Consider the following 13557-nt stretch of genomic DNA (forward strand, 5'->3'; position numbering starts at 1 on the left):
GGTCGATCGGTTTCCTGACCCTAGTGGCGTCTCGCCCCGCTTCGGTAAAAGACCGCGACACGTTGCCATCGATAAATTGCTTGCATTCCGCAGCCAGATTCGGAGTGTCGCCCTTATGCTGTCTTGACCCGTTTCGGCGGTGTCTGCTCCCCGCCGCCCGCCAGGTTTCCGCACCGACTCCGCCCGGCTCGCGTCGGCGCGGGGTGGTCGGCACGCCTGGGGCGCCCGCCGACGGCGTGGGCGGCGTCCCGCCCGCCGCTGCCGTACGGCGCGTGGGTGCGCCGCCGGGGGAATCCGACCGGTCAGGCGCGGGCCGGCGTCCACCCGCTGGCGACGAGCCGCGTGGCGTCGCCGCCCTCTCCCTGGAAGAGCGGTCCGTCCCCGTCTGACGCCGTGATCCGGTCCACGTAGACCCCGCGGCCCTGGCCGGAGGCGTCGGTGGTGCTGCTGAAGCGCAAATGGGTGGCCCCGTCGGGCAGTTCGGCCGTGACCTGCCACCAGACGCGACCGCCGTGGCCGGTGACCGTGCCGTCGCTGGTCCACCGCCGGTGGGCGTGGCGCAGCAGCATCCGGGCCGCGGCCCAGGTCGAACCCCCGTCGGTGGAGACCTCGAACCGGGCGCTGTCGTAGCGGGGCTCGGTGTCGTACCAGAGCAGGAAGCTCGCCGTGCCGCCATCCCGCGTCGCCCGGCGCAGCGGAGCGGCGAGGGTGGCCGTCGCGAGGTCGCGCGGGTCGGCCCGCCACGCCTCGCGGGAGCGGGGCCGCACCGGCATCGCCTCGGCGAGATCGCGGGCGACGGCGCGTCGGGCGGCGTTGTTGCTGCCCCAGCCGCGATCGGGGTGCACCCGGTTGCTGAGCAGGACGACGAACGAGTGGGAGAGCGGGTCGACGACGATCGAGGTGCCGGTGAACCCGGTGTGCCCGAACGTCACCGGGGAGGAGAGACCCATCATGTACCAGTGCTTGTCGAGCTCGAAGCCCAGCCCGCGGTCGCTCTCGGGGTAGGCCTGCTCCAGCGGGGCGTTGTGGTTGACCAGCATCGCGCGCACCGTGTCGGGGCGCAGGATCCGCCGGCCGCGGTACTCGCCGCCGTTGAGCAGCGTCTGGCAGAGCACGGCCAGGTCCGCCGCCGTGGAGAAGACCCCCGCGTGCCCGGCCACGCCGCCGAGCGACCACGCGTTCTCGTCGTGCACCTCGCCGTGGACCATGCCCCGCCCGGCGTACGGCTGGTACTCCGTCGCGGCGATGCGCGACCGCAGCTGCGGCCCCGGGTTGTAGCCGGTGTCGGTCATGCCCAGCGGCGCGGTGACGCCGTCGGCGACGAGCGTGGCCAGCGGCTGCCCGCTCACCCGTTCCACCAGCACGCCCAGCGCGATCAGCCCGAGGTCGGAGTACACGTAGCGGGTACCGGGCAGCACCCCGGGCGCGAGCGGCGTGGCGAGCGCGGCGGCGAAGCGCTGCGCCGGCGTCGGGTACCGGCTCCACAGTGGCGTGAAGGCGGGCAGCCCCGAGGTGTGGGTGAGCAGCATCCGTACGGTGACGGTCTCCTTGCCGCCGGCGGCGAACTCGGGGACGTACCGGGCGACGGGCGCGTCGAGGTCCACCCGTCCCCGCTCGACCTGCTGCATGGTCACGACGGCGGTGAACAGCTTCGACACCGAGGCCAGGTCGAAGATGGTGTCGGGCCGCATCGGGACCTGCTCGTCGGCGGGGAGTTCCACCCCGACCAGGCCGGGCGGTGGACCGACGGCGGCGTACCTCACCGCGGAACCCACGGCGGCGTGCTGCACGACCACGCCGTCCTTGGCCGCCAGCACCACGGCGCCGGCGTACGCGGGGTGGCCGGGGTGCTCCGGCGTCGGTTCGAGGTGCGCCGCCAGGTCGGCGGGGAGGCGGTCCACGTGCTCGGGGAGCAGGCCGACCTCGCGGGCGTGCCCGGGGCGCAACGTGTCGTGTCGGAACCGGATGTCGGCGGGCGTGACGACCGGCGGCGCCGCGTCGGCCGGGGGAGCGGCCCCGGCGGCCGGGGCCGCGAGGGTGGCGCCCAGGACGGCCACGGCCAGGCCGAGCGCCAGCGGACGGATCGCGAGCGGGCGGAGCGACGTCATGGTGGGCTGCCTCCTACCAGCTCGTGCCGTGGCCGTAGGGGTAGAGCACGGTGCCCGAGCCGTCGGCCGTGGGAATCGTGACGGGAAGCCGTCCACGGGGGGACAGCTCGCCGTGCAACGCACGGACGAGGGCGTCCATCGCCGCCCGGGTGTACGAGTAGGTCGCCAGGTAGGTGCTCACGCCGGGCAGGTACGCGATGTCGTAGGGGTCCCGGACCGCCACCACCACCACGGGTCTGCCGGTGGCGAGCAGCGCGGCGACGAGACGCTGCTGGGTGCCGCGCGGATCGGTGACGGCGGTGTCCCACGCCTTGTTGGTCAGCACGACCGTGAGATCGTGCTCGGCCGCCAGGGCGGCCGTCGAGGCGATCGTCTGCTCCGACGGCAGGGTCGCGGGGCGGCCGGTGGCCCGGGCGCCGCGGGCGGAGAAGCCGCCGGCGACGGTCTCCACCGGCGCGAAGGCGGCGCTGTTCCAGCCGGTGACCAGCACCGACCGCTGTCCGGGGGCCAGCGGCAGCAGCCCCGCGTCGTTGCGCACCGCGGTGAGGGTCGGGTCGGTGACGCGCGCCACGGCGGCGAGGTGCCCGGGCGCCCCGACCGTGCGTACGGCCCCCTCGACGTCGACCAGCGGCGACCGGGCGAGGCCCTGGCGGTACTTCATGGCGAGGATGCGCCGGACAGACTCGTCGACGCGCCGTTCGGTCAGCTCGCCGGTGGCGACGGCCCGCAGCACCGCGTCCCCGGCCAGCCGCAGGTCCGGCGGCATCAGGAGCTGGTCCGCGCCGGCCTTGAGCGCCAGCACGGGCACCCGGTCGTCGCCGTACTTGCGCCGGACGCCGGCCATGTTCAGCGCGTCGGTGACGATGACTCCCCGGAATCCGAGCTCGCCGCGCAGCACGCCGGTGAGGATCGTCGGCGACAACGTCGCCGGGTCGCCGGAGGGGTCGAGCGCGGGCACCACGATGTGCGCCGTCATGATCGACTCGACGCCCGCGTCGATCGCCCGCCGGAACGGCGGCGCGTCGATGCGGTCCCACTCCTGCCGGCTGTGGTCGATGACCGGCAGGTCGGTGTGGCTGTCGGTGGCCGTGTCGCCGTGGCCGGGGAAGTGCTTCGCCACGGCGGTCGCCCCGGCCGCGTCCTGGAACCCGGCGACCTGGGCGGCGGTCAGGTCGGCCACCAGGTCGGGGTCGGCGCCGAAGGACCGCACGCCGATCACCGGGTTGCCGGGGTCGACGTTGACGTCGGCGATCGGCGCGTACGGCTGGTGGATGCCGACCGCGCGCAGCTCGCGCCCGGTGATCTCCGCGGCCTCGCGCGCGGCCCGCGGCGACCGCCCGGCGCCCAGGGCCATCGACCCGGGGAACTGCGCGGCGGGGGCGGGCATCCGCAGCACCACGCCCTGCTCCTGGTCGGTGGAGACGAGCAGGGGAACGCGCCCCTTCGCGCCGTCGCCGAGGGCGGCCCTCTGCAACCCGTTGGACAGGGTGGCGATCTGGCGCGGGCTGTCGAGGTTGTGCGACCAGGAGAAGTAGCAGACGCCGCCGAGGTGGAACCGCTCGACGACCTCGGCCGGCGTCTCGACACCGAACGCCGCGCGGTTGGCGGCGCGGTCGGCGGCCGTGGGTTCGGTGGCGTCGCCGCCGTAGACGTAGGTGGCGAAGAGCTGCCCGACCTTCTGCGCCAGGCTCATGTGCCGCAGCGTCGAGGTGACCCAGCCGTGTTCGGCGCCGGGCGGGCGCGCGGGCGCGGCGGCGGCCTGGACGGGGGGCGGCGCGAGGGTGGCCGACAGGACGGCCACCAGGACGGTCGCGGTAACGAGTCGGACCTTCATCGACGACGACCTCTCAGTCCGGATGGCTGAAACTTAGCTACGCATCGATGAATCGTCAAGAAGGTTTGCTACAGGATCACCGGGCGTCGGGCGTGGGCCCGGCCGGGTGCGGCGCGCCGACGCCGATCGGGCCGGCATCCTCCGGCACGACGGAACCCGCGGGGCGTGGGTGGTGTCATCAAGGCGTTCCCACCGGAGGTGTCCCTGAACGACGAAGAGTTGGTCACCCGCGTCCGGGCGGGCGACCTGAAGGCGTACGAGATCCTGGTCGCCCGGCACACCGCGTCCGCGTACCGGACGGCGGTGCTGCTCGGCGCGGGTCCCGACGCGGAGGACGTCATCCAGGAGGCGTTCGTGAAGGGCCATCGCAAGATCTCCCGCTACCGGGGAGAGTCGTCGCCTCCAGGGCCCGCCCGGTGGGGTCCGGCGAGCCGCCGCACGCCCGGTCACCAGGGGCGGATGAGGCACATCCCGCCGCCGGGGTGGGGGCCGTCCATCGTGGCCAACGCCCGCGGCACCTCCGTGAGGCCGATGGTGCGGGTGATCAGCTCGGCGGGGCGCAGCACCCCGGCGGTGACCAGCCGGAGCAGCTCCGGATAGGCGTGTGCGGGCATCCCGTGGCTGCCCCGCAGCTCCAGCTCGTACGCGATCACCAGATCCATGGGCAGGGCCGGGCGGCCCTGCGCGGCGGGCAGCAGGCCGACCTGCACGTGCCGCCCGCGCCGCCGCAGGCTCTCGATCGAGGCGCCGCACGTGGCGTGACTGCCCAGTGCGTCGAGCGACAGGTGGGCCCCGCCGCCGGTCGCCTCCCGCACCGCCGCGCCCACCGCGCCGGCAGCGGTGAGGGCGCCGCCGTCGAGACACACCGACGCCCCGAAGCGCCGGGCCAGCTCGAGTGCGCCCGGCGCGACGTCGACCGCCACCACCCGCGCCCCGCACGCCGCCGCGATCATCACCGCCGAGAGCCCCACGCCGCCGCACCCGTGCACCGCCACCCACTCGCCGGCGGCGACGCGCCCCTGGTCGACCACGGCGCGAAACGCCGTGGCGAAGCGGCACCCGAGGGCCGCCGCGGCCGGGAAACCCAACCCGTCGGGCAACCGGATGAGGTTGATCTCCGCGTCGCGCACCGTCACGTACTCGGCGAACGAGCCCCAGTGGGTGAAGCCCGGCTGCGTCTGCCGCTCGCAGACCTGCTGGTCGCCGGAGAGGCAGGCGGGGCATCGCCCGCACGCGCAGACGAAGGGCGCGGTGACCCGGTCGCCGGGCCGCCACCCGCGTACGCCGGCACCGACCGCCGCGACGACGCCGGCGAACTCGTGGCCGGGGACGTGCGGCAGGCGGATGTCGGGATCGTGTCCCTGCCAGCCGTGCCAGTCGCTGCGGCACAACCCCGTCGCCTCGACGCGGACGACCGCGCCCCCGGGCGGCGGCACCGGCTCCGGGACGTCCCGGACCTCGGGCGCGGCACCGAACCCGTCGAACACCACGGCACGCATGTGCCGCATCCTGACATGCCCCGACCGGCCGGCGCGACGCCGTCCGCTCCTACCGGGACGGCGCCGCCAGCGTCGCGTGCCGGCCGTCCGCCGGAGCGGTCCTGGGGCCACATCCGCCGGTCGCGGCAGCTTTGCCGCGGCTTTGCAGCGCGTGGCAGGATATCGACCATGACAAGCGACGAGCAGGTGAAAGCCAGCCACCGCAACACCCCGACGAGCGACGCGTTCCGCGCTTTCATCGCCTCCGGTTGGGCCAGTCCGGATGGGGCACCTGTGGCGCGCGCGGAGGTCGCCGACCACGCGGCCCGTCGCCGGGCGGCCTTGTCACGGCGATTCCCGGGCGAGCGTCTGATCATCCCGGCCGGCGGCCTCAAGGTCCGCAGCAACGACACGGACTACACGTTCCGTCCGCACACGGCATTCGCCTGGCTGACCGGTCTCGGGTTCGACACCGAGCCCGACAGCGTCCTGGTGCTGGACCCCAGGCCGGACGGCCACGAGGCGATCCTGTTCTTCCGGCCGCTCGCCCCGCGCGACAGCGAGGAGTTCTTCGCGGACTCCCGCTTCGGTGAGTTCTGGGTCGGGCCGCGCCCGACCATGGGCGAGATCGAGCAGCGCCTCGGCATCGGCACCCGGCACATCGACTCGCTTCCGGACGTCCTGGCCAAGGACGCCGGTGCGACGTCGGTGCGCGTCGTGCGGGGCGCCGACGGCGAGCTGGCCCGGCTCGTCGACGAGACGCGGGCCCAGGCGGAGACGCCGGCGTCGGCGACGCAGCAGCACGAGGCGGACGAGGAACTGGCCCGCCACCTCTCGGGGATGCGACTGCGGAAGGACGAGTGGGAGGTGGGCGAGATGCGCAAGGCGATCGCCGCCACCCACCGGGGCTTCGAGGCGATCATCGCCGGGCTGCCCGAGGCCGTCGGCAAGGAGCGCGGCGAACGGTGGGTCGAGGGACTCTTCGGCCTGTACGCCCGCCACGACGGCAACGGCATCGGCTACGAGACGATCTGCGCGTCCGGCGACCACGCCAACACCATCCACTGGACGAAGAACACCGGTCCGGTCCGCGAGGGCGACCTCATCCTGGTGGACGCCGGTGTCGAGGTCGACTCCCTCTACACCGCCGACATCACGCGCACCCTCCCGGTGAGCGGTCGCTTCACCGACGTGCAGCGCAAGATCTACGAAGCGGTCCTGGAGGCGCAGGAGGCCGGCCTGGCGGCGGTGAAGCCGGGCAACAGGTTCAGCGACATCCACGCCGCCGCGAACGTGGTCATCGCCCGGCGGCTGCACGAGTGGGGTCTCCTGCCGGAGGGGGTGACCCTCGAGCAGACCCTGGACCGCGAGCGTGGCGGCTGGCACCGGCGGTGGATGGTCCACGGCACGTCCCACCACCTCGGCATGGACGTCCACGACTGCCAGATGCTGCTGCGCCAGGACTACATGGACGGCGAGCTGAAGCCCGGCATGATCCTCACGGTCGAGCCCGGCCTGTACTTCAAGGCCGACGACCTGCTGGCGCCGGCGGAGTTCCGCGGCATCGGCGTCCGCATCGAGGACAACGTGCTGGTCACCGAGGACGGTCACGAGAACCTGTCGGCGGCCATGCCGCGTACCGCCGACGACGTCGAGGCCTGGATCGACCGGGTGCGCTCCGGCGCGGGTGCCTGAGCACCACCCATCCGGCCGGCACGTGGGGGCGCGCCGCGCCCGGCCGTGCCGGCCGCAGCGCCCGGGCGCACACCGCCGCGCCTGTCGGGCACCGCGAACCGGTGCCCGACAGGCGGCGGGGGCTCAGCCTCCGTGGAAGGTGCAGCCGATCCTCGCGCCGCCGGCCATGCTGACCACCCCGACCCCCGCGTCGGTGCTGCCGCGCACGAGGCAACCGGCGTATCCGTCCTCGTCGACGACGTCGCGGTCGGCCAGGTAGACCCCCCAGTTGAGATAGAGGTCCTGCACGCCGCCCGCGCCGTCGGGAAACGGCTCGGCGACGGGCCGGACACGGCGCTGCAGCACGAACGGACCGTCCAGCGCGGAGTCGAGCCGGGCCTGCCACTCGTCCCCGCCCACCGTCCATCCGGCGAGCACGCCGTTGCCGCCGTGCAGCAGCGTCGGCTTCAGGACCAGCTCGTCCTGCCGTGCCCGGGCGTACGCCATCAGGTCGACCTCGGCTCCCTCGGGATCGGTGCCGCGCGGGCGTACGTGCCGGGTCCACGGCAGGAGCCGGTCGACGCAGGCCAGTTCCCCGGCGTCGAACAGGCCCCGGTGCCGGTCGTCGGAGAGCATGGCCAGGGCACCCTTGTTGCCGTAGAGCTCGGCGTCCAGGCGGCTGAGCAGACCGACCTTCTCCTGCTCGACGGCGACCAGCAGCGGCTCGAGCTGGGCCGCCACCGCCGGGTCGGCCAGGTCCTCGGGCAGGAAGAAGCGCAGGACGACGTCGACGGGGCGACCCGCCACGGTCGGCCGGCCCCGCGGGTACGTGAACTGGCCCAGGTGGCAGCCGATGCCCTCGATCCCGTACCTGCCCAGCATCTCGGCGAACACCTCGAGCCGCGACCCCACGATCGGGAAGTTCTCGATCGTGTCCACCACGGCGACGACGGGCGGTCGGTCCGCCGGCATCATCGCGGCGCACTCCGCGTACATCGTGCGCACGATGCAGCCGAGCGTGTCCCGGTACCGCAGCCGGTGCCGGTCGACGAACTCGCGCAGCGGCGGGTACGCCAGCATCGCCCGGTTGATGTCGGCGCTCTCGAAGCCCCCGAGCGCGCTGGTCACGTTGAACTCGAGCAGGCGGAACCCCGCGCCGTCGTGGTAGAGGTCGGCTCGCCCCAGGGGGGCGAGCGACCCGGCGCGGGCGCCCCTCGTGATCAGCGCCGTCTGCAGGGGATCCATGCCGACGGCCGTGGCGAGTGCGGTGAGGTCCCCGCCGAACACCCGCTCCGGCAGGGCGCGCAGCAGGTCGTAGACCGTGCGCAGGTCCCGCGCGACGGCGCGGCACTCGGCCTCGCCCAGGAAGGCGGGGCCATTCATGAACCGGTCCCAGAACGGCTCGAGGACGGCCGAGTCCCGGCCGGCGGCGGCGGGGTCGTCCGTCGACGCGCCGTGGGCGAGACGTTCGGCGTACGCGCGGCCCAGCGGTGACCTGCTCAGTGCGGATGGCCGGGTGGTCGTCATGAGGTGTCCTCTCGGGGCGGGGGTGGCGCGTCCGGTGCCACGCGGGCGGGCGGGGCGCGGCGGCGGGGTACGGCCCGTCGCCGCCCTGGTTCTGCCGACGGCTCAGCGCGTCCGCTCTGGCACTGCCGACCCACCGCCCCGACAATCGACCGGCGCGTCCGAAATGCCAGCACGGTGGTGCTGGCGAAGATGGTCGCAAATGGCGGCGACGGCAACGACGGCGCCGTACCGCCGGTGCCGCCCGGCGGATCGGCCTCCCGCCGGCGGACGACCCGAGCCGGGAAGGAAGGCGCCCGCCCGGGGTGGGTGCGAACTGCCCGGGGACGTCCCGAGGTGTCGCGGCCGGTCGGTCGGTGCCGCGACCGCCCCGGGCCCCACCCGGTGGTGACCATCCGCGCTCCAGGATGGACTGTCGTGAGAGTGACGTAACAGCCGGGTCCCCTCGGCGAGGCCATCTGATAGCTTCGATGTCGGCGGATCGCTGCGGCTGACCGAAGCGCAATCTGACTTTGTTTGTCGTGCGGGTAGACGGGGGCTTCTTCGGTTATTGCGTCGAGACTTCTGAGATCCAGCCCTATGTCCGATTGTCGCTCGCCGGAACGGCATTTCCGGTCGATCGGAATTCGCCGAGCCGGTCCCGGTCACGACGCGTCCCGGCCTCCGCCCGGCGTCTGCGTTCCCGGCGGCCATCGGCTGCGGCGCCCGAGGGCGGCCGCGCCGCGGTGGGCTCCGGGGTCCCGGTGGGCGAGGGCGCCGGGGGCGGCCTGGCCGGGCGGCCCGGCGGCGACACCCGACAGCCGGCCCTCCGCACCCGTGGTCGTGGTGCCGGCGCGACCTTACGCCCGAGGCCGCCGCACAGATCGAACGGTGAGGACGACGCACATGAGAATCAACGACCCGGACACCGCGCACCACGCGACCTGCGCCGGGCGGTCCGCAGTCCCGGCCGCGCACCGCGGCCCCCGGCAGTGAGGAAAGGCGACATGGGAGTTTCGGACGAGGTGTCCAGGGCGGACGGTTCGGCGGGCGTCCCGGTGGCCCGCATGACGTTCGACGAGTTCATGGCCGTCGGCCCCGGCGGCCTGTTCAAGGCCGACGTGCCCGTGGTGATCGCGCTGCCGGGTGACGTGCAGGGGCTCGGCCGCGACGGCGTGGCGAGCCGGCTGGCCGACATGACCGTCACCCTGTTCACCGAGCCGGGCGACAAGAACCACCCGGGTGCTCTCCGAGCGCAGGACCGGGCGCGAGGGCCGCGAGGTCGACCTGCTCCCGTTCGTCGTGGCCAACCGCGACCTGCTGGTGCTCAAGGCGGGCCTGGGTGAGAGCGGCAAGCAGGTGGTCATCGGCGCCGAGGTCGACCAGGCGACGTGGGAGTCCGCCGTCGCCGAGGCCGCCGCCGAGGGCACCAGCGTGGTGCAGGACTTCGTGGCGCCGCGTACGTGCCGCGTCGCGCTGGTCGCCGACGGGGCCGACGAACCCCACGACGTCGAGGTCGCCCCGGTGATCGGGCCGCTGCTGTTCGGCGGGCGTCCGGCGGGCCTGTTCTGCCGCTACTACGGCGACGGCACCGCCGGGATCGTCAGCGCCCGGGGGCGCGACAGCGGCTCCGACAACTGCATGGTGGCGGTCTGATCGCAGGGACGCGTCGCCGCCGCGGGCGAGCGCCACCTCCGCGCGACCCGACGGCTCACCGCGACAGGCGGTCGACGACCTCGGCGGTGCTCACCACGTCGCCGAGCTGACCCAACGTCTCCAGGCTCGCCCGGTGCGTGTCGTCGGTCGCGGCCGTGCACGCGTCGGAGACGACCACCGGTCGGTAGCCGTGGTTGACCGCCTCGAACACGGTGTTCATGACGGAGAGGTTGGTGGCGACGCCGGTGAACAGGACGGTCTGCACGCCCCTGCCCCGCAGCACCGTGTCGAGTTCGCTGCCGAAGAAGCCGCCGAGGCGGACGTGGGTGATGACGACGTCGCCCGCCTCCGGCGCGAGCTCGTCGACGATCCGGGCCTTCGGCGCGCCTTCGAGGAACGCCTGCCGTTCCCGGACCATGGCGAAGCTGGGCGTGTTGGCGATCAGGTCGGGATATCCGGGCCGGTGGGCGACCCGGGTGAGCACGACCAGGCCGCCGGCGGTGCGCATCGCCGTGGCGACCTGCGCCGCGTACGAGGCGACGCGGTGCCGGGCCACCTGCTCGGCGAAGAACGGGCCGAACACCCCGTCGGGGCTGACCACCTCGTGCTGCCAGTGGACGCCGACGACAGCCGTCCGTGTCGGGTCGAGTTCCCGCATCGTTCCTCCCGTCACGGGGCGGATAGCTGCTGCGGCGCCGGCTGGTAGCTCCGTCCGCCCGCGCCGGCCGGCCCTCTGCCGTACGCGTCGAGGTGTCCCCACCGCCCGGGAATGTCGAGCAGCGCCACGAAGTCGAGATTAGCGGGTAGAGCGGGCCTGATCACCAGGTCTTCGCCGACCGGGTTGAGCCCGAGCATCGTGCGCAGCAGCAGCAGGGTGGCCCCGGCGGACCACGCCTGCGGACTGCACGCGGTGGGATAGTTGACCGGGTATCTCGTCTCGGACCGGCGGTAACCGGCGAACGCCTCGGGCAGCCGGCCGTCGTAGAAGGCCGCCGCGTCGAGGATCCCGGCCGCGATGCGGGCCGCCTCCTCGGCGTACCCGTAGCGGCGCAGGCCCCAGGCGATGAACGAGTTGTCGAACGGCCAGATCGTGCCCACGTGGTATCCGATCGGGTTGTAGCGGCTCGCGCTCTCCGCCAGCGTGCGCACCCCCCAGCCGCTGAACAGCTCGGGTGACATCAGGTGCCGCACCAGGGCGGGCGCCTTCGACTCGTCGACGATGCCGCTCCACAGCAGGTGGCCGATGTTGGACGCCAGCGCGTCCACCTGACGACCCTCGCCGTCGAGCGCGAGGGCCATGTACTCGCCGTCGGCGACCCAGAAGTCGCGGTTGAAACGCCGCTTCAGCTCCGCGGCCTGTCGTTCCAGCCGGTCCGCGTACTCCGGGTCGTGCCAGATCACCCGCGCGAGCCGGGCGGTACGCATCTTCGCGTCGTACGCGTACCCCTGCAGCTCACACGTCGCCCTGGGAAAGCCCGGCAGCCGCCCGTCCTGGTACGAGATGCCGTCCCAGGAGTCCTTCCAGCACTGGTTCTCCAGCCCGTTGCGCGTGTTGCGGCGCTGGTAGGAGAGGTAGCCGCTGCCCGTCAGGTCGGCGTAGTCGTCGATCCAGTCGACGGCCGCCCGCGCCTCCTGCTCGACCGAGCGGACCAGCCCGGCGTCGCCCGTCCAGCGCTCGTACTCGTCGAGCAGCACCAGGAACAGGGGAGTGGCGTCGGCGCTGCCGAAGTACGGGGTGTGCGGCGTCTCCTCGAACACGCTCATCTCCCCGTACCGCATCTCGTGCAGGATCCGGCCGGGCTCCTCCTCCCGGAAGTCGTCGACCCGGCTGCCCTGCCGGAACGCGAGGACCTGCAGCGTGGTGGCGGCGAGCTCGGGCGCGAAGGGCAGCGTCTGGAGGCTGGTGAGGATGCTGTCCCGGCCGAAGAGGCACATGAACCAGGGCAGACCGGCGGCCGGCACGCTCCTGTCCTCGGCGAGGAAGGGGCTGAACCGCAGCGCGGCCAGGTCGATGAGGCTGCGCCGGTACGCGCCGCGCAGCGGTTCCCAGCCGGATTCCAGCCGGGGCGCCTCCGCCAGCCAGTCGGCGAGCCGGCGCTCCTTCTCCCGCGTGCCCGTCGTCCGCCGCGGGATCGTGAGCTGCTCCAGCCCTCGCGGCATCGGCAGGTCCGGTTCGGCGGTCAGGCTGGTCTGCCACCTGCCGTACGGCTCGAGGTGGACCCGGAGCGTCAGCCCGTCGTCGTCCAGCTCCGCCGGCACGGTCGCGGAGACGATCGTCTCGCGCCGGAACCGTTCCCGCTCGTAGCCGAGGACGAGGCGGCCGTCGTCGACGCGCCGGTAGTGGCGGCCCTTCTTGCGCGCCGTGGCGTCCTTGACCTCGAAGACGTCGGCGAAGTCGGCGTCCGCCTCGACCCGGACGGTCAGGTCGACCGGTCGGTCGTCGTGGTTGGTGATGCACAGTTCCTCGTGCAGGCCGGCGTTGAGCGTGTGCACCCGACGCACCGAGAGCTTGCTGTTGACGTAGACGTCCTGGCGGCCCGGGACCAGGTAGAACCGGTTCTCGAAGTAGTGGAGGTCGTCGATGGCCAGGGTGCTCAGCCGTTCCCCGTCGATCGTCAGCACCCACTTCGACAGCAGGCGCGTGTCGTGCGCGAACAGGCCCAGCGGGGTGTCCGGCGACGGGACGATGTCACCGGCCCGGTCACAGACCACGAAGGTCGTGCCGTCCAGGATGCCCACCTGTTCGTCAGTCATGCTCCCCCTCCCGGCGTCGCGTCCGCCCGGACGTGGGCGGCGGTGGGAACAGCTTCCGGACCGACGCGAAGATCCGGGGGCTGCCCGCCACGGCCGCCTCGCCGCGCAGCACGGTGGTCAGGAAGTACGCCTCGCCGCTGGCGATCCGGTCGAACACCGCCCGGTCCGCCGCGACGACCGCGTCCCCACCGGTCGCCTCCTCGTCGACCCGGATGTCGCCCTTGTCGATGGAGACCAGCCAGTGGTCGGTCCGGCCGTCGTGGCTGATGTCGAAGCGCACGCTTCCCTCGTCGATCGACCGCAACCGGCGGTCGTGCCCACGGCGCGCGAGGCCGTGGAAGAAATCCTCGGTGGCATCCGCCATCGCGCCCCTCCTCCCCGCCCACCATTCCCCCGAATCGTCGCCTGCGCCTCACCCGGAAGGGGTGAAGCTCGCAAGGCCGGGCCGCGGTACCCGCCCGCCCCCGGGCCGCCCGCCCCCGGGCCGCCCGCCCCCGGGCCGCCCGCCGCGGCCGGGCGGACCGCCCGGCGGACACGCGCCCGGTCGCCA

8 protein-coding genes and 2 pseudogenes are annotated in these 13557 nt (G+C 73.7%); 3 read left to right on the forward strand and 7 right to left on the reverse strand.

Annotation, left to right across the window (positions count from 1 at the left end; all coding sequences use genetic code 11):
* Nucleotides 1-302: 302 nt before the first annotated feature.
* From V6U77_RS19620 to V6U77_RS19630, 3 genes are all read right to left on the reverse strand, one after another.
* On the reverse strand, nucleotides 303-2108 hold the full coding sequence (locus V6U77_RS19620; RefSeq protein ID WP_334607795.1) for a serine hydrolase domain-containing protein: 1806 nt from the start codon (nucleotides 2106-2108) through the stop codon (nucleotides 303-305).
* A 13-nt stretch (nucleotides 2109-2121) separates the two neighbouring features.
* Nucleotides 2122-3942 carry a glycoside hydrolase family 3 protein gene (locus V6U77_RS19625; protein ID WP_334607797.1) on the reverse strand — a complete coding sequence of 607 codons (1821 nt, stop codon included), beginning with the start codon at nucleotides 3940-3942 and terminating at the stop codon, nucleotides 2122-2124.
* 446 nt (nucleotides 3943-4388) lie between these two features.
* Entirely contained in the window at nucleotides 4389-5441 is a 1053-nt protein-coding gene (locus V6U77_RS19630) for a zinc-dependent alcohol dehydrogenase family protein (RefSeq protein ID WP_334607799.1), read from the reverse strand.
* Between the two features lie 168 nt (nucleotides 5442-5609).
* Here V6U77_RS19630 and V6U77_RS19635 point away from each other — a divergent pair, with 168 nt between their 5' ends.
* Nucleotides 5610-7115, forward strand: a complete 1506-nt coding sequence (locus V6U77_RS19635) for an aminopeptidase P family protein (RefSeq protein ID WP_334607800.1) — start codon at nucleotides 5610-5612, stop codon at nucleotides 7113-7115.
* Between the two features lie 123 nt (nucleotides 7116-7238).
* On the opposite strand, the gene V6U77_RS19640 is transcribed toward V6U77_RS19635, so the two are convergent.
* Complete coding sequence (locus V6U77_RS19640; protein ID WP_334607801.1) at nucleotides 7239-8621, reverse strand: hypothetical protein; 1383 nt, start codon at nucleotides 8619-8621, stop codon at nucleotides 7239-7241.
* 1043 nt (nucleotides 8622-9664) lie between these two features.
* Between V6U77_RS19640 and V6U77_RS19645 the strand changes: the two are divergent.
* Nucleotides 9665-9859, forward strand: a pseudogene (locus tag V6U77_RS19645) (cupin-like domain-containing protein); the annotation flags it as partial.
* Nucleotides 9834-10253 (forward strand): annotated as a pseudogene (locus V6U77_RS19650) (hypothetical protein); the annotation flags it as partial. The pseudogenes V6U77_RS19645 and V6U77_RS19650, both read left to right, overlap by 26 nt.
* Nucleotides 10254-10308: 55 nt before the next feature.
* Here the strand turns inward: V6U77_RS19650 and V6U77_RS19655 are convergent.
* Genes V6U77_RS19655 through V6U77_RS19665 form a run of 3 tightly spaced genes read right to left on the reverse strand, consistent with a single transcriptional unit; the run spans nucleotide 10309 to nucleotide 13371 of the window.
* A complete protein-coding gene (locus tag V6U77_RS19655; RefSeq protein WP_334607802.1) occupies nucleotides 10309-10911 on the reverse strand; it encodes a cysteine hydrolase in 603 nt (200 codons plus the stop codon).
* An 11-nt stretch (nucleotides 10912-10922) separates the two neighbouring features.
* Nucleotides 10923-13007 carry an amylo-alpha-1,6-glucosidase gene (locus V6U77_RS19660; RefSeq protein WP_334607803.1) on the reverse strand — a complete coding sequence of 695 codons (2085 nt, stop codon included), beginning with the start codon at nucleotides 13005-13007 and terminating at the stop codon, nucleotides 10923-10925.
* On the reverse strand, nucleotides 13000-13371 hold the full coding sequence (locus V6U77_RS19665) for an SCP2 sterol-binding domain-containing protein (RefSeq protein ID WP_334607804.1): 372 nt from the start codon (nucleotides 13369-13371) through the stop codon (nucleotides 13000-13002). The genes V6U77_RS19660 and V6U77_RS19665 overlap by 8 nt, the downstream gene beginning before the upstream one ends.
* Between the last annotated feature and the right edge of the window lie 186 nt (nucleotides 13372-13557).

Source organism: Micromonospora sp. CPCC 205546 (genome assembly GCF_036902715.1).
Taxonomy (GTDB): Bacteria; Actinomycetota; Actinomycetes; order Mycobacteriales; family Micromonosporaceae; genus Micromonospora.